This window comes from Bradyrhizobium sp. USDA 3650 (assembly GCF_054057395.1).
The window spans coordinates 4709805-4731763 of sequence record NZ_JBSRZG010000001.1 but is presented as its reverse complement, the minus strand read 5'-3'; the positions used below and the strand labels follow the sequence as shown (position 1 = coordinate 4731763).

The 21959-nt window shown below is 62.9% G+C and carries 18 protein-coding genes; 7 read left to right on the top strand and 11 right to left on the bottom strand.

Annotation, left to right across the window (positions count from 1 at the left end; genetic code table 11):
• Nucleotides 1–51 precede the first annotated feature (51 nt).
• The 4 genes from ACVIN2_RS22035 to ACVIN2_RS22020 all read left to right on the top strand — a co-directional run bounded on the left by ACVIN2_RS22035 (nucleotide 52) and on the right by ACVIN2_RS22020 (nucleotide 5111).
• Nucleotides 52–621 carry a class GN sortase gene (locus tag ACVIN2_RS22035; protein ID WP_456767142.1) on the top strand — a complete coding sequence of 190 codons (570 nt, stop codon included), beginning with the start codon at nucleotides 52–54 and terminating at the stop codon, nucleotides 619–621.
• Between the two features lie 152 nt (nucleotides 622–773).
• Nucleotides 774–1754: a glycosyltransferase family 2 protein gene (locus ACVIN2_RS22030; protein WP_456767141.1), complete on the top strand. Its 981-nt coding sequence runs from the start codon at nucleotides 774–776 to the stop codon at nucleotides 1752–1754.
• A 159-nt stretch (nucleotides 1755–1913) separates the two neighbouring features.
• The gene (locus ACVIN2_RS22025) at nucleotides 1914–4133 is read left to right on the top strand and encodes an acetate--CoA ligase family protein (protein ID WP_456767140.1); all 2220 of its coding nucleotides are present in this window, start codon (nucleotides 1914–1916) and stop codon (nucleotides 4131–4133) included.
• A gap of 147 nt (nucleotides 4134–4280) precedes the next feature.
• A complete protein-coding gene (locus tag ACVIN2_RS22020; RefSeq protein ID WP_007598064.1) occupies nucleotides 4281–5111 on the top strand; it encodes an MlaD family protein in 831 nt (276 codons plus the stop codon).
• A gap of 66 nt (nucleotides 5112–5177) precedes the next feature.
• On the opposite strand, the gene ACVIN2_RS22015 is transcribed toward ACVIN2_RS22020, so the two are convergent.
• The 8 genes from ACVIN2_RS22015 to urtA form a co-directional block, all read right to left on the bottom strand.
• Nucleotides 5178–6218 (bottom strand): aliphatic amidase, encoded by a 1041-nt coding sequence (locus tag ACVIN2_RS22015; protein ID WP_027514530.1) that lies wholly within the window; start codon nucleotides 6216–6218, stop codon nucleotides 5178–5180.
• A 40-nt stretch (nucleotides 6219–6258) separates the two neighbouring features.
• Nucleotides 6259–6636, bottom strand: coding sequence for an FmdB family zinc ribbon protein (locus ACVIN2_RS22010; protein WP_456767139.1), 378 nt, complete (start codon nucleotides 6634–6636; stop codon nucleotides 6259–6261).
• A 90-nt stretch (nucleotides 6637–6726) separates the two neighbouring features.
• Complete coding sequence (gene fmdA / locus ACVIN2_RS22005) at nucleotides 6727–7956, bottom strand: formamidase (RefSeq protein ID WP_456767138.1); 1230 nt, start codon at nucleotides 7954–7956, stop codon at nucleotides 6727–6729.
• Between the two features lie 27 nt (nucleotides 7957–7983).
• Nucleotides 7984–8673, bottom strand: coding sequence for an urea ABC transporter ATP-binding subunit UrtE (gene urtE, locus ACVIN2_RS22000; protein ID WP_456767137.1), 690 nt, complete (start codon nucleotides 8671–8673; stop codon nucleotides 7984–7986).
• A gap of 11 nt (nucleotides 8674–8684) precedes the next feature.
• Nucleotides 8685–9440 carry an urea ABC transporter ATP-binding protein UrtD gene (urtD, locus tag ACVIN2_RS21995; protein WP_456767136.1) on the bottom strand — a complete coding sequence of 252 codons (756 nt, stop codon included), beginning with the start codon at nucleotides 9438–9440 and terminating at the stop codon, nucleotides 8685–8687.
• A gap of 10 nt (nucleotides 9441–9450) precedes the next feature.
• On the bottom strand, nucleotides 9451–10590 hold the full coding sequence (urtC, locus tag ACVIN2_RS21990; RefSeq protein ID WP_456767135.1) for an urea ABC transporter permease subunit UrtC: 1140 nt from the start codon (nucleotides 10588–10590) through the stop codon (nucleotides 9451–9453).
• Between the two features lie 17 nt (nucleotides 10591–10607).
• A complete protein-coding gene (gene urtB, locus ACVIN2_RS21985; protein WP_018455942.1) occupies nucleotides 10608–11534 on the bottom strand; it encodes an urea ABC transporter permease subunit UrtB in 927 nt (308 codons plus the stop codon).
• Nucleotides 11535–11681: 147 nt separating this feature from the next.
• On the bottom strand, nucleotides 11682–12941 hold the full coding sequence (gene urtA, locus ACVIN2_RS21980; protein ID WP_018455941.1) for an urea ABC transporter substrate-binding protein: 1260 nt from the start codon (nucleotides 12939–12941) through the stop codon (nucleotides 11682–11684).
• A 173-nt stretch (nucleotides 12942–13114) separates the two neighbouring features.
• Here urtA and ACVIN2_RS21975 point away from each other — a divergent pair, with 173 nt between their 5' ends.
• Nucleotides 13115–16486 carry a hybrid sensor histidine kinase/response regulator gene (locus ACVIN2_RS21975; protein ID WP_456767134.1) on the top strand — a complete coding sequence of 1124 codons (3372 nt, stop codon included), beginning with the start codon at nucleotides 13115–13117 and terminating at the stop codon, nucleotides 16484–16486.
• The gene (locus ACVIN2_RS21970) at nucleotides 16470–17399 is read left to right on the top strand and encodes a response regulator (RefSeq protein ID WP_456767133.1); all 930 of its coding nucleotides are present in this window, start codon (nucleotides 16470–16472) and stop codon (nucleotides 17397–17399) included. Before ACVIN2_RS21975 ends, ACVIN2_RS21970 begins: the two co-directional genes overlap by 17 nt.
• A gap of 202 nt (nucleotides 17400–17601) precedes the next feature.
• Here ACVIN2_RS21970 and ACVIN2_RS21965 read toward each other — a convergent pair whose 3' ends face one another.
• Nucleotides 17602–19104 (bottom strand): flavin-containing monooxygenase, encoded by a 1503-nt coding sequence (locus ACVIN2_RS21965; RefSeq protein WP_456767132.1) that lies wholly within the window; start codon nucleotides 19102–19104, stop codon nucleotides 17602–17604.
• Nucleotides 19105–19229: 125 nt separating this feature from the next.
• On the bottom strand, nucleotides 19230–19988 hold the full coding sequence (locus ACVIN2_RS21960) for a S1 family peptidase (protein WP_456767131.1): 759 nt from the start codon (nucleotides 19986–19988) through the stop codon (nucleotides 19230–19232).
• Between the two features lie 105 nt (nucleotides 19989–20093).
• On the opposite strand from ACVIN2_RS21960, the gene ACVIN2_RS21955 reads away from it, so the two are divergent.
• Nucleotides 20094–20729: an HAD-IA family hydrolase gene (locus ACVIN2_RS21955; RefSeq protein ID WP_456767130.1), complete on the top strand. Its 636-nt coding sequence runs from the start codon at nucleotides 20094–20096 to the stop codon at nucleotides 20727–20729.
• Nucleotides 20730–20849: 120 nt separating this feature from the next.
• Here ACVIN2_RS21955 and mtnA read toward each other — a convergent pair whose 3' ends face one another.
• A complete protein-coding gene (gene mtnA, locus ACVIN2_RS21950; RefSeq protein WP_456767129.1) occupies nucleotides 20850–21959 on the bottom strand; it encodes an S-methyl-5-thioribose-1-phosphate isomerase in 1110 nt (369 codons plus the stop codon).

Here is a 21959-nt window from a genome sequence, read left to right as displayed (position 1 = left end):
GGAAAGATTCTGGATTGCTTCGCTTCGCTCGCAATGACGGGTGTGGAAACAATGCCCCGCTTCATCTCTCCCCTGGCTCTCGCCGTGATCGGCATCATCCTGTTCGGCGACGGCGCCTACATCCATGCCAAAGCGTGGCTCGCGCAGGTGCTGCTGGAGCGCGCGTTCGACCGGAGCGTTGCGACCGGCGAGGTGGTCAGGCCATGGTCATGGGCCGATACCTGGCCGGTCGCGCGAATCGAGGTGAAGCGGATCGGCGCCAGCGCGATCGTGCTGGAAGGCGCGAGCGGCCAGGCGCTCGCCTTCGGGCCCGGCCATATCCGCCAAACGGCTGACGCGGGCGAGCGGGGTGTTGCCGTATATGCAGCGCACCGCGACACTCATTTCCGCTTCCTGCGGAATGTCGCCATTGGTGACCTGATCGATGTCACACGCAGTGATGGCAAGCACTTTCGTTTTCGCGCGGATTCCTCCGCTGTGGTTCGCTTCGATGCCTCCGGCATCGATCCTGCGGCACGGGCTGCCGAACTCGTGCTCGCGACCTGCTGGCCGTTCGACGCGCTCGCGTCCGGCCCCGAGCGCTACATCCTGCATGCCACCCTGATCGGAACCGATGAATAGCGGTTCGCAATCGATCCGCACCCCCCACTTGAATCCGCCCGACCTGTAGGGACAATCCCGCTTGATGGAACCGCTGAACCGGCGCCGTCGACCGGAGACCTATCAGAACGGCCCATTGAGCATTTTCGCTGCAATTTGCGAGAATAACGGTGATGGATGAGGAGTTCAGGCAGCGTCTCGAACAGCTCGAGAACCGCGTCGCGCTCCTGGAGAGGAACCAGGATCTTATTGCCGCCGGGCAAAGACGCTCCTCGCTTCGGAGCCTCTGGCGCCGACCGCCGATGTGGACCTTCGAGCAATATCCGCCGCGCCTGCTCAACCTGACGGCTTTCCCGCCAGCACCTGCGATCCATCCGGGCGCGCCCCGAATCGCGATGGTCACGCCGAGCTACAACCATGCGCAATATCTCGGCGCCACGATCGACAGCATCGTCAGCCAGAACTATCCGGACCTGCATTATCACGTGCAGGACGGCGGCTCGATCGACGGCACGCTCGATCTCTTGAAGAGGCTCGGCGATAGCCTCAGCTGGAGCAGCGGACCGGACAATGGGCAATCCAGCGCCATCAATCTCGGCTTCGCCGGCATCGAGAGCGAGATCATGGCCTATCTCAACAGCGACGACATGCTGCTGCCCGGGACGCTTGCCTATGTCGCAAATTACTTCATCGCACATCCGCGTGTCGACGTCGTCTACGGCCATCGCGTCTTCATCGATCGCGAGGGACTCGAGGTCGGCCGCGCCGTGCTGCCGCCCCATGACGGCAAGGCGTTGCGATATGCCGACTACATTCCCCAAGAGACGATGTTCTGGCGCAAGCGCGTGTGGGACAGGATCGGGCCGATCGACGAGAGCTTGCACTACGCGATGGACTGGGACTTCATCCTGCGAGCGCAAGCCGCAGGATTCAAATTCGCACGCTTGCCGCGATTTCTCGCCTGCTTTCGAATCCATGACGCACAAAAGACGGCGTCCACCTATGCGGTCGGCGTCAGGGAGATGGGCGTCCTGCGGCGACGCATTCTCGGCTTCGAACCGACACAGATGCAGATCCGGCGCGCCGTCGCTCCTTATCTCGCGAAGCAGCTGGCCTATCACTACGCCTACAAGCTCGGCATGCTGAGATATTGAACGACCGCGCGATCAGTGATCTGAGCATGTCGATCACCGGGGCTTGACGCGCGCTCATTCCACCGCACGGCATACCCGCCCACGTGGTTGCCAGTCCGAAGAACTCGCCATAGAACAGAGCGACGCACCGCCAACAAGAACAACAGGTGAGGTCACACCATGGAAGCTCGCGTATCTGCCGCCTCCGCTTCAGCGCGCCCATGGTCTCCGCCGCCCGATGCCAGCGACGTCGTCAAGGGCATCCACGCCATGCTGCATCCGCGCAACATCGTGCTGGTGGGCGCGACCGACAAGCCCGGCAACTATGCCGAGCGCATCTGGAACAATCTGGTCAAATACGGCTACGAAGGCGGGCTCTATCCGGTCAATGCCAAACGCGACACCGTCTGGGGTGTCCCCTGCTACAAAGACTTTGCAAGCCTCCCGGAAAAACCCGACCACGTGCTGGTGCTGGTCCCGGCGCGCTTTGCCGTGCAGGTGATCCGCGATGCCGCCGCGGCCGGCGCGCGCTCGGCCACCATCGTCACCTCGGGCTTCAGCGAGCTGCAGGACGAGGAAAGCCAGAAGCTCGCCGCCGAACTGCAAGCGGCCGTCCGCGAGACGGGATTGGCGGTTACCGGCCCGAACTGCCTCGGCAATTTGAGCGCCGGCGAAAAGCTCTTCACCAATATCGACGACCGTATCGTCACCATGGAACAGGGCGCGGTGGCGATTGCCGGACAATCCGGTGCCATCGTCATGGCGATCCGCCAGGCCTTGGAAGATCGCGGCGTCGGGGTCGGCTACATGGTGACGACCGGCAACGAGGCCGGGCTCGAGACGCCGGACCTGATGCGCTATTTCGCCGAGGATCCGAGCATCAAGGTGATCGTGGTGTACCTCGAAGGCGTGCGCAACACCAAGGCATTCCGGGACGCCTGCAAGGCCGCGCGCGCCGCGAGCAAACCGGTGATCGCGCTCAAGCTCGGGGCGTCCGAGGGTGGCCGCGCAGCGGCGATGGCACACACCGGCGCGCTCGCGGGCTCGATCGAGACATTCGACGCCATTGCAACGCGCGAAGGGGTCATCCGGGTCGGCGGGCTCGACGAGCTGATCGAGACCACCGAATGCTTCGTCCATGCCGCCGTGCCCAAGGGCGACCGGCTCGCCGCAGTGACGCTATCCGGCGGCAAGCGCGGCATGCTGATCGACGCCTTCGATGCAGAGGGCCTGAATTTTGCACCGCTCAGCTCGCATGTCGGCTCGGAGCTGGCAAAGATGCTCGGGCCGGGCTCGATCGTCGGCAACCCGCTCGACGCTGGCTTTGCCGCGGTGGTCGATCCCTCCGTCTACATGAAAACGATCGGGCTGATGATCGACGACCCCGATATCGACATCGTCATCATCGATGCCGAACTGCCGAAAGCGCCGCACGAGCTGCGCGAGCGCAATCTGCGCATCGTCGACGAGATGGCGAGCCGGGCCGGCAAGCCGGTGATCTATATCAGCGCGATGTCGATCGGCTTCACCGAATTCACCAAAACCTTGCGCAAGTCGCTGCCGCATCTCGCGGTCATGCAGGGCATGGATCGCGCGGTGACTGCGATCAAGTCGCTGCTCGACTACGCCAAGCTGCGCAAGGAAGTGCCCGATATCGTCTCGAGCTCGAAGCCTGCCGCGCGTGCCGTGCTTGAGAAGGCGCTGAAATCGGCAACCGGCGCCGCGCTCGACGAGGTCGCCTCCAAGAAGCTCCTGAAGGCCTATGGCATCCCGACCTCGAAGGAGGCGATCGCCCAGACGGCAGCCGAGGCCGTGAAGATCGCCAAGCAGATCGGCTTCCCTGTCGTGGCCAAGGTCGTCAGCGCCGAGATCCTGCACAAATCAGATATCGGCGGCGTGGTGCTGAATCTCACCAGCGCAGCCGAAGTGAAAAAGGCGTTCGCCGACATCACCGCGCGGGTGAGCAAGCTGAAGGGCAAGCCGAAGCTCGATGGCATCCTGATCGCGCAACAGGTCAAGGCCGATCTGGAGCTCGTGGTCGGCGCCTCCCTCGATGCCGAGATGGGCCCGGTCGTGCTGTTCGGCACCGGCGGCATCGACATCGAGCTGATGAAGGACGTCGCGCTCGCCGGTGCGCCGCTGGACGAGGCGGAGGCGCGGCTTCTGATCGGCCGCACCAAGGCCGGCATCAAGATGCGCGGCTATCGCGGCAAGCCGGCCTTGCACGAGGCCTCCGCGGTGAAGGCCCTGGTCGGCCTGTCCAACCTGATCGCCGATGCCGGCGACCGGATCGCCTCGATCGACGTCAATCCGTTCCTGATCAATGCCAAAACAGGCGTCGCCGTCGATGCCCTCATTGTGCTGAACAATGCTGCGGCAAAACGCGCCGCCGGGCATTGATGTCGCTGAGGGCGGATTAGCGCAGCGTAATCCGCCAAATCGGTCCATGGCCGCACGAGGCGTTGGCGGGTTACGCTTCGCTAACCTGCCCTACGTACCATTGCAGCTCCTTCCAACTTCCCTCGTTTGGCCGTAAAATCACCCGGCATGGCACGCGCGAGCAATCTGGTGATCGGAACGGCGACGCTGGCGGTGATTGCCGTGGCGTTCGGCGGCGTGCTCGGCGTGCAGAAATGGCGCACCCTCCAGAGCCGCAGCCCGTTGCGCGTGGTATTCGAGGGCGGCTCTGCCAGCGGACTGCGCCGCGGCGGGCCGGTCAATTTCGACGGTGTTCCCGCAGGCCAGATCTTGTCGATCAAGCTGGACAATCCGCGCAAGGTCGTGGCGCTCGTGATGCTCGACAACTCCGCGCCAATCCGCAAGGACACCGTCGCGGGCATCGAGTTCCTGGGTCTCACCGGCGTCGCCGCGGTCTCGCTGATCGGGGGCGCGCCCTCCGCGCCGCCAGTGCCGCTGGACTCGGACGGCGTCCCCGTGCTGACCGCCGATCTCAGCGACGCCGAATCCATCGTCGACACCCTGCATAGTGTCGACCGCACGATCGTCAGCAACGCCCCGGCGATCAAGGAGGGCCTGCGCACGTTCGAGAACTACACCGCCGATCTCCGGAGCAAGGGCGGCGAAATCGATTCCGTCATGGCCAAGGTCGACAGCGCCTTCGCGGGCTTCGACAAGGCGGTCACAAAGATCGAAGGCGTAGTGCCCGGCTTTGCCGACGGCAAGGCGGATGAGCTGTTCGAAAAGATCCAGGGATTGCACGAGCTCGCCGATACCATGAGAAAGAAATCGGCGAACTTCCTCGAAGACATCCGTCGCTCGCTGCTCGACGTCAGCGAGGCCGCCAACAAGATGAGCGGGACACCAACCCCGGCCGCCGCTCCGCGCCCGCCGCGCAAGCCGGCGCAGCAGAAGCGGTAGCACCTACCACGTTAGTGCACGACGCCCTTGCCGGTGCAGGAGCGGATGGCTGATGCCAGCCACGGCTCAGTAGTTGCTCGGCGCCGCTTCATTCGGGATACCGTCGATTGGGCATTCGGCGGTCCCGGGCGTCGCGCGCGTCATCGCCTCGACCATGTCCCTTGTGCCCTCGGGATCGGCGATCCAGTTCTTGTAGAAATCATAGGGGCAGGCTGCGACGCCGCGCGGGCTTTCGCCGGAATTGATCATGCCGGTGTAGCCGCGATGGACCAGCTTGTAGAGATGGTTCTGCGACTGGCCGTTGCGGCGCGCATCGCGGATCAGATGCTTCGACAGCTGAGCATATTGGATGCCGTAGTCCTCCTCGCCGCACTCACCGAGGGTGCGGCCGTCGAAACCGATGATCGCGGAGTGACCGAAATAGGAATAGACCCCGTCGAAGCCGGCGGCATTGGCGACCGCGACATAGACGTTGTTGGCCCACGCCATCGCTTTTGAAATCAGGATCTGCTGCTCCTTGGCCGGATACATGTAGCCTTGGCAGCGCACGATCAGCTCGGCCCCCTTCATGGCGCAGTCGCGCCAGATCTCCGGGAAGTTGCCGTCGTCGCAGATGATCAGGCTGACTTTCATCCCCTTCGGGCCGTCGGAAACATAGGTGCAGTTGCCGGGATACCAGCCCTCGATGGGCACCCACGGCATGATCTTGCGATACTTCTGCACGATCTCACCCTTGTCGTTCATCAGGATCAGGGTGTTATAGGGCGCCTTGTGCGGATGCTCCTCGTGGCGCTCGCCGGTCAGCGAGAACACGCCCCACACCTTGGCCTTGCGGCAGGCTTCGGCGAAGATCGCGGTCTCCTCACCCGGCACCGCGCAAGCGGTCTCATACATCTCCTTGGAATCGTACATGATACCCTGGGTGGAGTATTCCGGGAAAATCACCAGATCCATGCCGGGAAGGCCGGTCTTCATGCCCACCACCATGTCGGCGATCTTGCGGGCGTTGTCGAGCACCTCGGCCTTGGTGTGCAGGCGGGGCATCTTGTAGTTGACCACCGCGACGCCGACGGTGTCGTTGCTGCTGGAGATGTCACCGTGAAGCATTTGAATTGCTCCTCTACTCTGTTTGAGATTGCCGCGTGAATCAGTGACTGATCATCCAGGGCCGCGCGGTCGGAAAACCCTTCGCGCCGCTTCTGGTCTTGGTCACCAGGCGCGCCGGCTTTTTCTTGTCCGATGAGCTCTTGTCCGACGAGCTTTTCCCCGTCGAGCAACAGCCGCAGCCGGGGCCATGCGAGGCCTTGTATTGCGACAGCGTCTGCGGCGCGTGCGTGCTGCGCTCGTTGACGGCGTGAGCCTTACGCGTCTCCGACGGCATGCAGAAGAAGTTCGGGGCGGTCAGAATGACGCGCGGGGCCATGATTTCACATTGCGGACAGACCTGCGGATCGTCGCATTCGGCCATCGGGCGCATATCCTTGAACGGACCGCAATCGTCACAGAGATATTCATAGACCGGCATCGCATCATCCCTACGCTGTTGTCTGTGAGAGAACTGCCGCGGCGGATGCGGGGCGGCAGATACGCCGTCCCGCATCCCGTCGCGCAGGGATTATTTGTCGGGTGAGATCGGCATCTGGACATCGCCCTTGATGTGCTTGATCGGTCCTGCCGAGGACGGCATCACGTCGAAGTCGAAGATCTCCGTCGGCAGCCATAGCGTGGCGCAGGCATTGGGCACGTCGACCACACCGGAGATGTGGCCCTGAACCGGTGCGGTGCCGAGGATCGAATAGGCCTGGGCGCCGGAGTAGCCGAACTTCTTCAGATATTCGATCGCATTCAGGCAGGCCTGGCGATAGGCGATGGTGACGTCGAGATAGTGCTGCTTGCCTTGCTCGTCGACCGAGATGCCTTCGAAGATCAGATAGTCCTTGTAGTTCGGTGTGATCGGCGACGGCTTGAAGATCGGATTCTTGACGCCGTACTTCGCCATGCCGTCCTTGATCACCTCCACCTTCAGATGCAGCCAACCAGCCATCTCGATCGCGCCGCAGAAGGTGATCTCGCCGTCGCCCTGGCTGAAGTGCAGATCGCCCATCGAGAGACCGGCACCGGGCACATAGACCGGGAAGTAGATCTTGGAGCCGCGCGAGAGATCCTTGATGTCGCAATTGCCGCCATGCTCGCGCGGCGGCACGGTGCGCGCGCCTTCCGCGCCGATCTTGTCTTTGACCTCGCCCTTGGCGCGGCCGCCATGAGCGGTCGGCGCGAACGGCGGATTGGCAAGGCCGGGCACACGGGTCGGGTTGGTCGCGATCAGCTCGGCCTCGCGCTTGTTCCAGGTGTCCAGCATCTTCGGATCGGGCAGACAGCCGATCAGGCCGGGATGGATCAGGCCGGCGAAGTTGACGCCGGGGATATGCCGCGACGAGGTGTAGAGGCCCTTGATGTCCCAGATCGACTTCTGCGCTAGCGGGAAATGGTCGGTGAGGAAGCCGCCGCCATTCTGCTTGGAGAAGAAGCCATTGAAGCCCCACATGCTCTCCTTCATCGGACCGACGTCGAGCAGGTCGACGACGAGCAGGTCGCCGGGCTCTGCGCCCTTGACGCCGATCGGGCCGGAGAGGAAGTGCACGATCGATAGATCGATATCGCGCACGTCGTCGGCGGAATCGTTGTTCTTGATGAAACCGCCGGTCCAATCATAGGTCTCGATGATGAAATCGTCGCCGGGATTGACCCAAGCTACGATCGGAATGTCGGGGTGCCAGCGGTTATGCACCATGTCATTTTCATAGGCCGACTTGGTGAGATCGACCTTGATCAGTGTCTCTGGCATCGAGATGCTCCCCTTTTACACGGTTGGTTAGACGGACAGATATTTCGAGACCTGCGCGGCATCGACGGCGTCGCGCGGATCGTCGCGGACAATCTCGCCGTTCTCGATCACCAGCACACGGTCGGCGATATCGAGCGCGAAGCTCAGGACCTGCTCGGACACGACGATCGAAAGCCCCTTCTCGTCGCGGATGCGCTTGAGCGTGCGCGCCATCTCCTTGATGATCGACGGCTGGATACCTTCGGTCGGCTCGTCCAGCAGCAGCACTTTTGGCTTGGTCGCCAGCGCGCGAGCGATCGCGAGCTGTTGCTGCTGGCCGCCGGAGAGATTGCCGCCACGGCGGTCTTTCATCTCCAGCAGCACCGGAAACAATTCGTAGATGTCGCCGGGCACCTCGGTTCCGCCGGAGACCACGAGGCCGGTCTCGATGTTCTCCTTCACCGTCATGGTGGAGAAGATCATGCGGCCCTGCGGCACATAGGCGAGGCCCTTGGCGACGCGCGCGTAGCTCGGCAAGGCACCGAGCTCGGCGCCGTCCATGGTCACCGAGCCGCTCTTGGCCGGCAGGATGCCCATCAGCGATTTCATCAGCGTGGTCTTGCCCATGCCGTTGCGGCCCATGATCGCCACGATCTCGTTGGGCGCGACCTTGACGTTGAGCCCGTGCAGCACCTCGCTCTGGCCGTAGGCGACGTGAAGACCAGAAATAGCCAGCATCGTCGCGCTCCTTAGTGACCGAGATAGACTTCGACGACCTTGGGGTCGTTCTTCACCTTCTCCATGGTCCCTTCCGAGAGGATCTGGCCCTGGTGAAGCACGGTGACCTTGTGCGCGATGTCCTCGACGAACTTCATGTCGTGCTCGATCACCAGCACCGAGCGGTTCTTGATGATGCGGTTGAGCAGCTCGGCGGTCTTGACGCGTTCGGACACGCTCATCCCGGCGACGGGCTCGTCGAGCATCAAGAGGTCGGGGTCCTGGATCAGCAGCATGCCGATCTCAAGCCATTGCTTCTGGCCATGGCTGAGCTCGGAGGCATAGGTGTTGAGCTTGTCCTTGAGGAAGATCATCTCGGCGACCTCCTCGACGCGTGACTTCACCGGCTGGTCACGCTGGAAGGTGAGTGAGCCGAACACGGTGCGACCGCGCGGAAACGAGATCTCGAGATTCTCGAACACGGTGAGGTCTTCGAACACCGACGGCGTCTGGAACTTGCGACCGACGCCGGCCTTGACGATCTCGTTCTCCTTCAGCTTGGTCAGCTCGGTACCGCGAAACTGGATCGAGCCTTCGGTCGCCTTGGTCTTGCCGCAGATCAGGTCGAGCACCGTGGTCTTGCCGGCGCCATTGGGGCCGATGATGACGCGGATCTCATTCTCCTCGATGTAAAACGAGAGATCGTTGACCGCCTTGAAGCCGTCGAAGGAAACCGTCAGTCCGGAGACCGCGAGCAGGAATTCCTTCGGCTGATGTCCAACAAGCATGATGGTCTCCTCACTCTGCGGGTGCGCCGTCGGCAACCGAATTGTCGGTCCAGCCCGGCTTCTTGCGCGAGGCGAACAGGCGGTCGATGCGCAGCTGCACATAGTCGGCCCAGAGCCCCGACAGGCCGTTCGGGAATGCGAGCACGACCGCGATGAACAGCGCGCCGAGACCAAACAGCCAGAGTTGCGGAAAGGATTCCGACAGGCTGGTCTTGGCGAAGTTCACCAGAATGGCCCCCCATATCGCGCCGAAGATCGACATCCGTCCGCCGACCGCGGTGTAGATCACCATCTCGATCGACGGCACGATGCCGACAAAGGACGGCGACATGAAACCGACATTGAGCGCGAACATGGCCCCGCCGATCGCGGCGAAAACCGCGGCCATACAGAACGCAAAGATCTTGAAGTTGGCGACGCTGTAGCCGGAGAAGCGGACGCGGTCCTCCTGTTCGCGCATAGCCACCAGGATGCGGCCGAGCTTGGTCAGGCGGATGAACTGCGCAATGCCGATGCAGGCGAACAGCAGCACCACTTCGACGAAGTACAGGATGACCTTGGCGTGGTCGGGCCGGATGTCCCAACCCTTGAGAGTGCGCAGGTCGGTCATGCCGTTGATGCCGCCGGTGTAACCCTGCTGGCCCACGATCAGGATGGTGAGGATGGCCGCCACCGCCTGGGTGATGATGGCAAAGTAGGTGCCGCCCACGCGGCGCTTGAACATCGCAGTGCCGATGATCAGCGCGAAGATGCCGGGGACCAGGATGATGGCGAGGATGGTGAAGGCGAGACTGTGAAACGGCTGCCAGAACAGCGGCAATGACGTGATCTGATTCCAGTCCATGAAGTCCGGGATGCCTGGCGTCGATTGGATCTTGGTATTCTCGACGCTGGAGGCCTCCAGCTTGAGGAACATCGCCATGCAATAGCCGCCGAGGCCGAAGAACACGCCTTGCCCCAGACTGAGAATGCCGCCGTAACCCCAGCACAGCACCAGACCGAGCGCCACGAAGGCGTAGGTCAGATATTTCGCGACAAGATTGAGACGGAACACATCCAGCGAGAGCGGCAGGATCACGAACAGCACGGCGGCCAGCACGAGGAAGCCCATGAGCTCGGATCGATTGAAGAAGCGTGAGTTGATGACCATGACTTGCCTGCTTCTTGTTATTTGCGGACCTTGAGGGCGAAGAGACCCTGCGGCCGCAGCATCAGGATTCCGACAACGGCAAGCAGCGTCAGCACCTTGGCCATCGAGCCCGACAGGAAGAACTCGAGGGTTGATTGGGTCTGCGAGATCGAGAAGGCCGATGCGATGGTGCCGAGCAGGCTTGCCGCGCCGCCGAACACGACCACGAGGAACGTATCGACGATGTAGAGCTGTCCGGAGGTCGGCCCGGTCGAGCCGATCATCGTGAAGGCGCTCCCGGCGACACCGGCAATGCCGCAGCCGAGGCCGAAAGTGTAGCGATCCACTTTTTCGGTGTTGATGCCGACGGCTCCGGCCATGATGCGGTTCTGCACGACGGCGCGCACCTGCCGACCCCAGCGCGATTTGTACATCACGTAGGCGACGCCCACGGTGATCAGGACGGTGAGGCACATCACGAAGACGCCGTTGATCGGCACTTCGATGCTGTCGGTCACGTGCAGCGAGCCAAGCATCCATTGCGGCAGCTCGACGCCGACCTCGCGCGCGCCGAACACGGAGCGATAGGCCTGTTGCAGGATCAGGCTGAGGCCCCAGGTCGCAAGCAGCGTGTCGAGCGGGCGCTTGTAGAGATGCCGTATCAGCACCCATTCCACCAGCATCCCCAACGCACCGGATGCGACAAAGGCCAGGATCATCGCGAGGAAGAAGTAGCCGCTGAACAGGCTCGGCAAATAGGACTGGAAGAAGCTCGAGGTCATCCAGGTGACGTAGGCCCCGAGGATCATGAATTCGCCATGGGCCATGTTGATGACGCCCATCTGGCCGAAGATGATCGCGAGCCCCAGCGCCATCAGGACGTAGACGGAGAACAGGATCAATCCTGCAAAGCCCTGCATGACGAAGATGGAGCCAAGGTCACCAAGCGAGTAGTCGCCGAACATCGATGTCCTCCGTCGGGAAAGGGTCCCGCGTCGCGAGCAGGTTCGCGACGCGGGGGTCTTGGGCGTGGATTTGCGGTCCACGCCAGGGAGAGGTTTGCCTGAGAGGGAAACGGCGACGAACGCCGCGTCTTACTGGTAGCTCTCGTCTTACTGGTAGCCCTTGGGGAACGGATCCGGCTCGACCAGGTCGGCGGTCTCGTAGATCAGTTCGAACTGGCCATCGAGCTTGGCGCGTCCCACCCGAGTCTTCGACCAGAGGTGATGATTTTCGTGGATGCGCACATAGCCTTCCGGAGCGCCCTTGAACTCGATGCCTGGCGACGCCGCCGCGATCTTGTCGATGTCGAAGGAGCCCGCCTTCTCCACCGTCAACTTCCACAGCCACGGGCCGAGATAGGCAGCCTGGGTGACGTCTCCGATCACGGTCTTCTCGCCCCACATTTTCTTGAACGCCGGGACGAAGGTCTTGTTGTTCGGATTGTCGAGCGACTGGAAGTACTTCATGCAGGCATAGGCGCCCGCGATGTTCTCGCCGCCGATGCCGTCGATCTCGTCTTCCGTCACCGAGATCGTCAGCAGCGCCTGCTTGGAGAGGTCGATGCCGGCGGCCTTGAGCTGCTTGTAGAACGCAACGTTCGAACCGCCGACGACGTCGGTGAAGATCACGTCGGGCTTGGTCAGCTTGATCTTGTTGATGACCGAATTGAACTGGGTGTTGCCGAGCGGATAATATTCTTCGCCGACGACCTTGCCCTTCAGCACGTTCTCGACATGCTTGCGCGCGATCTTGTTCGAGGTGCGCGGCCAGATGTAGTCGGAGCCGATGAAGAAGAACGACTTCGCGCCCTTCTCCTTGGCGATCCAGTTCAGGCCGGCGAGGATCTGCTGAGTGGCTTCCTGGCCGGTATAGATCACGTTCTTGGACTGCTCGAGACCTTCGTAGAAGGTCGGGTAGTAGAGCATGCCGTTGTACTGCTCCATGACGGGCAGCACGGCCTTGCGGGACGCCGAGGTCCAGCAGCCCATGATCGCCGCGACCTTGTCGTTGACCAGCAATTTCTTGGCCTTTTCGGCAAAGGTCGGCCAGTCGCTTGCGCCGTCTTCCTGGATGAACTTGATCTTGCGCCCGAGCACGCCGCCCATGGCATTGATCTGCTCGATGGCGAGCTTTTCGGCTTCGATCGAGCCAGTCTCGGAGATCGCCATGGTGCCGGTCGCCGAATGCAGAATGCCGACCGTCACCTCGGTGTCGGTAACCGCGAGGCCCGTGGTATTGACCGCCGAGGTCGCCGGGGCCTGCGCAAAAGATGCTCGCGGTAGCATGGTGATGGCCGGCACGGCCGCCATTCCCATCAATAATTTGCGCCGGAGCGGCGATAACAGGCCCTTGTTCGCTTCGTCTGACATGAGCACCCCACTGTTGTTCGAGAACACGCGATTGGTGCCGTGAGGATGGCTCGAATTTGTGCACTGCAAGCATACGCAAGATCGCGTATACTGCACCGCAAAATGACGACGTAGGCTTTTGGTACGGGTTTTGCGAGGGGTCCGGCGCGTTCGGGAGTAGGAGTGGGGGTTAAGTGGCAGGGCGGCAGCGAATAGATCGCGTCAGGCGCCAGTACAACCAATGGGTCGCCAACCAGACGCTGGAAGACTACGCGCTGCGCTTCACCGCCAAGAGCGCGCGCCGGTGGTCCGCCGCCCGCGTCGCCAACACTGCACTGGGCGCCATCTCCTTTCTCGCGCTGGAGGCGATCGGAGGCACCATCACCCTGAACTACGGGGTTACCAACGCCACCGCCGCGATCCTCGTCGTCTCCACCATCATCTTCTGCTGCGGCGTCCCGATTGCCTATTATGCCGCCAAATGCGGCATCGACATTGACCTGCTCACCCGCGGCGCCGGTTTCGGTTATATCGGCTCGACCGTCACCTCGCTGATCTACGCCTCCTTCACCTTCATCTTCTTCGCCATCGAGGCGGTGATCCTGGCGACGGCGCTCGAGATGTGCTTCGGAATTCCGCGCCCGATCGGCTACCTCATCAGCGCGGTCGCAATCATCCCGCTTGTCACCTACGGCATCACGCTGATCAGCCGCTTCCAGCTCTGGACGCAGCCGATCTGGATCATCCTGCACATCCTGCCCTTCGCAGCGATCGCCTGGGCGAACCCTTATTCGTTCACGGAGTGGCGCAAATTCGCCGGCGAGCACGGCGACCCCAGCGGACATTTCGATCTGCTGCTGTTCGGTGTCGCATCCTCCGTAGTGTTTTCGCTGGTGGCCCAGATCGGCGAGCAGGTCGATTTCCTCAGGTTTCTGCCGCGCGACCGCCGCACCTCGCGAACGTCGTGGTGGGCCGCCCTGCTGATCGCGGGCCCCGGCTGGATCATCTTCGGCGCGCTGAAACTGCTGCTGGGCTCGTTTCTCGCCTTCTTCGCGCTGAGCCACGGTCTCTCCAGCGAGCTGGCGGCCGAGCCTGCGCACATGTATCTCGAAGCGTTTCGCTACGTGCTGTCGCAGCCGGACATGGCCCTGGCACTCACCGGCGCGTTCGTGATCCTGTCGCAGCTCAAGATCAACGTCACCAACGCCTATGCAGGCTCGATTGCCTGGTCGAATTTCTTCTCGCGTCTGACGCATAGCCATCCCGGTCGGGTCGTCTGGCTGGTGTTCAACGTGATGGTAGCCTTGCTGCTGATGGAGATCGGCGTCTACAAGGCGCTGGAGCAGACGCTCGCGCTCTACTCCAATGTCGCGATCGCCTGGGTTGGCGCGCTGGTGGCCGATCTCGTGGTCAACAAGCCGCTCGGCCTGCGCCCACCGCAGATGGAGTTCAAGCGCGCCCATCTCTACGACATCAACCCGGTCGGCGTCGGCGCGATGACGATCGCGACCATCGTCTCGATCGCGGCCTTCTACGGCCTGTTCGGCTCGACCATGAAAGCGCTCGCGGCCTTTGTCGCGCTGACGGTCGCCTTCGTCACCGCACCCATCATCGCCTGGCTCACCGACGGTAAATACTACATCGCGCGCAAGCCGAAGAAGAGCTGGGCCAATATCGAATCGATCCAGTGCTGTATCTGCGAGCACCATTTCGAGCCGGAGGACATGACCTCCTGTCCCGCCTATGCGGGCCCGATCTGCTCGCTATGCTGCTCGCTCGATGCGCGCTGCCACGATTTGTGCAAACCGCATGCGCGCGCGCAGGTGCAGTTCGCCGACGCGCTCGCCAGGATCTTGCCGCAGGCGATCTATCAGCGGATCAACTCGCAGTTCGGCCACTATATCGGTGTGTTCGTGGTCTCCGCGGGCCTCGTCGCGCTGGTACTGGGGCTGATCTACCTCCAGACCTCGGTCAGCGTGCCCGGCGAGAACATGCTCGTCTCCAACGTGCTCTGGAAGGTGTTCTTCTCGCTCAGCATCATCATCGGCGTCGTGGCCTGGCTGTTCGTGCTGGCGCAGCAGAGCCGACGGGCCGCCGAGGCCGAGACCCGGCGCCAGACCACGCTGCTGATCCAGGAGATCGACGCGCACAAGCGCACCGACGCCGAGCTCCAGCGTGCCAAGGAAATCGCCGAATCCGCCAACCTCGCCAAGAGCCGCTACGTGGTGGGCCTGAGCCACGAGCTGCGCTCGCCGCTGAATGCGATCAGCGGCTATGCCCAACTCCTGGAGCAGGATACGACGCTCAACACCAAGCCGCGCGACCAGGTCCGCGTCGTCCGCCGCAGCGCCGATCACCTCTCCGGCCTGATCGACGGCATTCTGGACATCTCCAAGATCGAGGCGGGGCGGCTGTACCTGTCCCGCGACGAAGTGCGCTTGAGCGAATTCCTCGACCAGCTCGTCGGCATGTTCCGCCTTCAGGCCGCTGCCAAGAGCATCGACTTCGTGTTCAGGCGGCCGGCGCATTTGCCGGTCGTGGTCTATGCCGACGAGAAGCGGCTGCGCCAGGTGCTGATCAATCTGCTGTCCAACGCAATCAAGTTCACCCAGACCGGCAGTGTGCAGTTCGTGGTGCACTATCGCAGCCCGGTCGCGGAGTTCGAGGTGATCGACACCGGCCCCGGCATCCAGGGCGACGATCTCGAACGCATCTTCGCACCGTTCGAGCGCGGCGCGCTCGGCGTCTCGCAGCCGCAGACCGGCACCGGGCTGGGCCTGACCATCAGCCGGCTGCTCGCCGGCGTCATGGGCGGCGACATCAAGGTCTCGAGCACGGTCGGCAGCGGCAGCACGTTCAAGGTCAAGATGCTGCTCTCGGAAGTCACCAATCCGCAGCGCATCGCGCCGGTAGAGGCCCCGATCTCCGGCTATCACGGCGCGCGCAAGACCATCCTCATCACCGACGACGATCCCGTACATCGCGACCTCCTGCGCGAGGTGTTGACACCACTCGGCTTCATCCTGCTCAGCGCGCCCGACGGCCCCGGCTGCCTGGCGCTGGCCCAGCACTGCCGGCCCGATCTGTTCCTGCTCGATATCTCCATGCCGGGCATGGATGGCTGGACGGTCGCGGAGACGTTGCGCGCGAACGGCCACCATCAGGCGCGCATCCTGATGGTGTCGGCCAGCGCGCTCGAGGCGCACGGCACACCGCTGGCGCAGCCTTTCCACGATGGCTATCTGATGAAGCCGATCGACATTCCCAGGCTTTTGGAAAGCATCCGCCAGCTTCTCAAGATCGAATGGCAATACGGCTCGGAGGAGATCGCCGTGCCGCTATGGCGGCCGGAGAGCGGCTCGCGGCCACCTGTACGACACATCGAGGCGCTGATCGGGCTCGGTCAGATCGGCTACGTCAAGGCTATCGAGTTGAAGCTGGACGAGATCGGCAGTGAGCATCCTGAACATGCCGACTTCGTCGCGGAAATGCGGTCGCTGATCGACCGCTTCGATCTCGACCAGTACATGGCCACATTGAAGACGTTGCATGCGTATGAGCACTGAGTCGAAAAAGCGCGACGTCGCGCTCGTTGTCGACGACTCCCCGGAGACGCTGCGGCTGCTTACCGACGCGCTCGACAGCGCAGGGATGACGGTGATGGTGGCGCTCGACGGCGCAGCCGCGATGCGCATCGTCGACCAGATCACGCCTGACATCGTGCTGCTCGACGCGGTGATGCCGGGCATGGACGGGTTCGAGACCTGCCGCCGCCTCAAGCGCGATGCGGGCCTTGCCAATGTTCCGGTGATATTCATGACGGGGCTCGCCGAGACCGAGCACATCGTGCGCGGGCTGGAGGCCGGCGGGGTCGACTACGTGACCAAGCCGATCGTGATCGAGGAGATGCTGGCGCGCATCCGCGTTCATCTCGGCAATGCGCGGCTGACGCAGAGCGCACGCGCCGCGCTCGACGTCTCCGGCCGATTCCTGTTCGCGGTCAATCGCCAAGGCAAATTGTTGTGGGCGACCCCGCAGGCGCAGAAGCTGCTGGCGGATCACCACGGCGCACAGGCCGAGGACGACTTCGTCCTGCCAGTACCATTGCTGCAATGGTTGGAGCAGGCGAAAGGCAAGGGCAGCTCGAAGTCTCAAGCGGCTTCCCTGCCCGACAATCCTCAGCTCCGGCTGTATTATATGGGCGAGACCGCGCCGAACGAGTTCCTGCTGCGGCTGTCAAGGGAGTCCGGCACCGCGCCGCCACCCGAATTCACCAGCGAGCTCGGCCTCACCACCCGCGAAGGCGAGGTGCTGGCCTGGCTCAGCAAGGGCAAGACCAACCGCGACATCGCGCAGATTTTGGGCTTGAGCCCGCGCACGGTCGACAAGCATCTCGAGCAGATCTATTCCAAGCTCGGGGTCGAGAACCGGACCGCGGCGGCGGCGATTGCAACGAATGCGACAAGAAGGAATTCGTAGCGATGCTGCGGGTGAGTTGAGACCTGCCCACCCAATAACCAGTGTCGTCCCGGCGCAGGCCGGGACCCATAGCCACAAGACGTAGTTTGGCGATGACTCGTTATCGTGGGACTACTACCAACCGCAGTCGATAGATCACGCGGTATGGGTCCCGGCCTTCGCCGGGACGACATTGCAATGCGTGGTTAGCGCCTACCCCACCTCACCCGTACACAAACTCCCCGCCATCCAGATCCGTCTTCGGGATCTCGTCCTTTTCGGTCCAGTAGTCCTGGCTGTGCTGCCATTCCGGCTTGTCGCCGCGCTTGGGAAGCAGGTCCATGTTGCGCATCATGTAGCCGGGGTTGAAGTTCTCCGGATCGATCCAGGGCAGGATCGGCATGTTGTGGTCTTCGGCGCGCAAGCTCACCTCGACCTTCTTCTTGCCTTTGGCCTTCATGTGACCGAGCAGACGGCAGACGAAGTCGGCGACGAGGTCGACGCGCAGCGTCCAGCTGGCGCGGAAATAGCCGAACACCCAGACCATGTTCGGCACGCCCGTGAACATCATGCCGCGATAGGTGACGGTGTCGCCGAAGGCGAGCGGCTTGCCGTCGACCTCGAAGGCGATGTCGCCGAGCGCCGCGAGATTGAAGCCGGTTGCGGTGACGATGATATCGGCTTCGAGCAGCTTGCCGGATTTGAGCTGGATGCCGTTCTCGACGAAGCACTCGATCTCATCGGTGACGACGGACGCCTTGCCGCTGGCGATGCCCTTGAACAGATCGGCATCGGGCACGAAGGCGATGCGCTGCCGCCACGGCCGGTAGCTCGGCGTGAAATGTGTGTCGACATCGTACTCCGGACCGAGCACCGCGCTGATCTGGCCGATCAGCTCTTTCTTCACCTGCTCCGGCTTGGAGATGCAGAGTTTCGTGAACGCGTCCTGCTCGAACAGGATCTTTCGCCGGACAATCTCGTGGATCCAGGCTTCGTCAACCTGAAGCCTGCGTAGCTCCTCCGCGATCTCGATGGCGTTGCGCCCGAGACGGAAATAGGTCGGCGAACGCTGCAGCATCGTGACATGCGCGCATTTGTCGGCGATGTTCGGCACCAGCGTCGCCGCCGTCGCGCCGGAGCCGATCACGACGACTTTCTTGTTCGCGAGATCGATATCGTCAGGCCAGGTTTGCGGATGAACGATGCGGCCCTTGAAGCGCTCCGTACCCTTCCATTCCGGCGTATGGCCTTCCGAATGGCGGTAATAGCCCTGGCACATCCAGAGAAAGTTCGCCGTGAAGGTTTTCGGCTCGCCAGTGTCGGTCGTCACCGCCTCGATGGTCCAGAGGTTTTGCTCGCTCGACCAGCTCGCCGAGTTGATCTTGTGCTTGTAGCGGATATGCCGCGCGAGATCGTTTTCGTCGATCACCTCGTTCATGTAGGCGAGGATTTCCTCGGCGGTCGCGATCGGCGGCCCGACCCAGGGCTTGAAGCTATACCCGAAGGTGTGAAGATCGCTGTCCGAACGAATTCCGGGATAGCGATGCGTGGTCCATGTGCCGCCGAACGTCGCCTGCGTTTCCAGGATGACGAAGCTCGCACCCGGAAGCTGCTTGGTCATGTGATAGGCGCTGCCGATGCCCGAGATGCCGGCGCCGACGATCAGCACGTCGAAATGTTCAGAAGCCTGTTTGGCCGTGGCGTGACTGCGAACAGCGACATTCATTGTTGCTTCTATGCCTTGCTTGTTTTTATGGCCGCCCTTGGTTGGACGACGCGTTTCCCCCGCGACGGACATGGTTGCCCATCGCGCTTCCGCTTCAAGATGACATAGATCGGGACGCGGTCAAATCACAGCGCCGCACCCCAGCTCCGCGCGGTCTGCAAGATCCAGTCGCGATAGAGCGTGAGCGGCGTGACTCCGGTCAGCCCGCCGCAGCCGGCGGCTCCGTTCGGCCCCGTGGACCAGCTGATCACGCCGACGAGCACGGATCTGGTCGGCTTGTCCTCGAACACGGGACCGCCGGAATCACCGGTGCAGGCCCCAATTCCGTCGCGAACACCGTTGGTTACGGGGTCGACCAGCCGGATCTGGAGCGTGCCGGGCTGCCCCGTCGCAACAAGGCCGGCAACGCGCGTCGCGCCGCCACTCTTGCCGTCGCCACGCACGGTGACGCCGATACCAGCGATGACGAAGCGGCTGCCGACCTGGATCGGAATATTGGGCGCACCGACCGGCACCGTCGATTTTCCCTTCAATGGAATTTCCAGTTGCAGCAGTGCCAGGTCGGCGGTAGCGCGATGCCCTTGCATCGCCTGCATGTTGAAACTCGGATGGATCGCGACGGTGCGGACATTCAGCAGTTGCGGCTGCCCGTCAGTGCCGCGATCGACGATCTTGTAGTCCGCGCCGGGCGGCACGCAGTGGGCGACGGTAAGCACCAGCCTTGGCGCAACCAGGGTGCCGGTACAGAAATTGCCGCGCGAGCCGACGATCGTGACGACGGCGCGCGCGACGCCATCGGTCTGCGGCGTGCCGCCGCCAACGATGGCATAAGCGGGCGTGGCCAGCAGCAGCGCGGCTGTAATGATGGTTGCAAGCTTTTTCATGGGAACACGCTTCGGCATCGGTGACGGCGGTGAGGTGGCTTCGGACTGGCCCTTGCCGATAGCGCATGCTAGCGCTCTTGGAAAGGAATTGACGAGGGCGGGACCTTGACGATCGAGGCTGTGATTTTTGATTTTGGCGGCGTGCTGACGAGTTCGCCATTTGAGGCGTTCACGCGGTTCGAGACAGAACGTGGCCTGCCCATCGACATCATCCGGCGCACCAATGCCGCCAATCATCTGGAAAATGCCTGGGCCAAGTTCGAGCGCGCCGAGGTCGACATCGACACGTTCGATAAGCTGTTCGCGACGGAGTCGCTGGCGCTCGGCGCGGAGGTGCGCGGCCGCGATGTGCTGCCGCTGCTTCAGGGCGATCTGCGCCCCGAGATGGTCGAAGCGCTGAAGCGCATCAAGGCGCAATTCAAGACCGGCTGCATTACCAACAATCTGCCGGCCAATGCGATCGGCAGCATGACCGGGCGCTCACTTTATGTCGCCGAGGTGATGGTGCTGTTCGACCATGTGATCGAGTCCGCCAAGATCGGCCTGCGCAAGCCCGACCCGCGCATCTACCAGCTGATGGCCGAGACGCTGAACGTCGATCCGAAGAATTGCATCTATCTCGACGATCTCGGCGTCAATCTGAAGCCCGCGCGCGAGATGGGCATGACCACGATCAAGGTGACCAGCGGCGCCCAGGCGATCGCCGAGCTCGAGGCCGCGACGGAATTGAAGCTGAGCTAGAACATCATTCTCCGTCATTGCGAGCGCAGCGAAGCAATCCAGACTGCCGCCGCGGAAAGATTCTGGATTGCTTCGCCGCGCTCGCAATGACGACTGTGGCGAGCTATCGCCGAACCAGACCTACTCGGCCGCGGCGGCGATCCGTTCCGGAAACGCCGCGGCAAGTGACGCGCGATCGGCTTTCAACACGCCGCGCTCGGTGATGAGGCCGGTGACGAGCCTCGCCGGGGTGACGTCGAAGGCATAGTTTGCAACGGGCGAGCCCTCCGGCACGATGCGTACCGTCTCAAGCCTTCCGTCCGCAGTGCGGCCGGTCATGTCGGTGACCTCCGTGCCGCTGCGCTGCTCGATCGGGATGTCGCGGACGCCGTCATCAACGGCGAAATCGATCGTCGGCGACGGCAGCGCGACATAGAACGGCACGTTATTGTCGTGAGCGGCGAGCGCCTTCAAATATGTGCCGATTTTGTTGCAGACGTCGCCATTGGCGGCAACGCGATCCGTGCCGACGATGGCGAGATCGACCATGCCGTGCTGCATCAGATGCCCGCCGGTGTTGTCCGGAATCACCGTATGCGCCACGCCGTGATGGCCGAGCTCCCAGGCCGTAAGCGAGGCGCCCTGGTTGCGCGGACGCGTCTCGTCGACCCAGACATGGACCTTGATGCCGCGTTCGTGCGCGAGATAGATCGGCGCCGTCGCCGTGCCCCAGTCGACGGTCGCAAGCCAGCCTGCATTGCAATGGGTCAGCACATTGACCGTCTCGCCCGGCTTCTTCCTTGCGACGATCGCCTCGATGAGTTTCAGGCCGTTGCCGGCGATGCCGCGGTTGATCTCGACGTCCTGCTCGACGATCTCGTCGGCGCGCGCATAGGCGGCTTCGGCGCGCTCCAGCGGATCGATCGGCGCGAGGCTCGCGCGCATCTCGTCCAGCGCCCATTTCAGATTGATCGCGGTCGGCCGCGCCACCACGAGCGTGTCGTAGGCACGCTTCAGGCCGGCGTCGGAGGCATCCTCGCGCATCGCCAGCGCCATGCCGTAAGCTGCGGTCGCGCCGATCAGCGGCGCACCGCGCACCAGCATGTCGCGGATGGCGAGGGCCGCGTCCTCGCATGAGGTCAGCTTCGCAATGATGAACTCATGCGGCAGCCGGCGCTGGTCAATCGCGCCGACCGACCAGCCGTCGCGCTCACGCCAGATGCTGCGGAAATGCTTGCCGTCGACCTTCAT

Excerpts from the sequence above, each read along its gene's own strand:
- ACVIN2_RS22035 (WP_456767142.1), top strand. The coding sequence starts at position 52 with ATGCCCCGCTTCATCTCTCCCCTGGCTCTCGCCGTGATCGGCATCATC.
- ACVIN2_RS22030 (WP_456767141.1), top strand. The coding sequence starts at position 774 with ATGGATGAGGAGTTCAGGCAGCGTCTCGAACAGCTCGAGAACCGCGTC.
- ACVIN2_RS22025 (WP_456767140.1), top strand. The coding sequence starts at position 1,914 with ATGGAAGCTCGCGTATCTGCCGCCTCCGCTTCAGCGCGCCCATGGTCT.
- ACVIN2_RS22020 (WP_007598064.1), top strand. The coding sequence starts at position 4,281 with ATGGCACGCGCGAGCAATCTGGTGATCGGAACGGCGACGCTGGCGGTG.
- ACVIN2_RS22015 (WP_027514530.1), bottom strand. The coding sequence starts at position 6,218 with ATGCTTCACGGTGACATCTCCAGCAGCAACGACACCGTCGGCGTCGCG.
- ACVIN2_RS22010 (WP_456767139.1), bottom strand. The coding sequence starts at position 6,636 with ATGCCGGTCTATGAATATCTCTGTGACGATTGCGGTCCGTTCAAGGAT.
- fmdA (WP_456767138.1), bottom strand. The coding sequence starts at position 7,956 with ATGCCAGAGACACTGATCAAGGTCGATCTCACCAAGTCGGCCTATGAA.
- urtE (WP_456767137.1), bottom strand. The coding sequence starts at position 8,673 with ATGCTGGCTATTTCTGGTCTTCACGTCGCCTACGGCCAGAGCGAGGTG.
- urtD (WP_456767136.1), bottom strand. The coding sequence starts at position 9,440 with ATGCTTGTTGGACATCAGCCGAAGGAATTCCTGCTCGCGGTCTCCGGA.
- urtC (WP_456767135.1), bottom strand. The coding sequence starts at position 10,590 with ATGGTCATCAACTCACGCTTCTTCAATCGATCCGAGCTCATGGGCTTC.
- urtB (WP_018455942.1), bottom strand. The coding sequence starts at position 11,534 with ATGTTCGGCGACTACTCGCTTGGTGACCTTGGCTCCATCTTCGTCATG.
- urtA (WP_018455941.1), bottom strand. The coding sequence starts at position 12,941 with ATGTCAGACGAAGCGAACAAGGGCCTGTTATCGCCGCTCCGGCGCAAA.
- ACVIN2_RS21970 (WP_456767133.1), top strand. The coding sequence starts at position 16,470 with ATGCGTATGAGCACTGAGTCGAAAAAGCGCGACGTCGCGCTCGTTGTC.
- ACVIN2_RS21965 (WP_456767132.1), bottom strand. The coding sequence starts at position 19,104 with ATGAATGTCGCTGTTCGCAGTCACGCCACGGCCAAACAGGCTTCTGAA.
- ACVIN2_RS21960 (WP_456767131.1), bottom strand. The coding sequence starts at position 19,988 with ATGAAAAAGCTTGCAACCATCATTACAGCCGCGCTGCTGCTGGCCACG.
- mtnA (WP_456767129.1), bottom strand. The coding sequence starts at position 21,959 with ATGAAGGTCGACGGCAAGCATTTCCGCAGCATCTGGCGTGAGCGCGAC.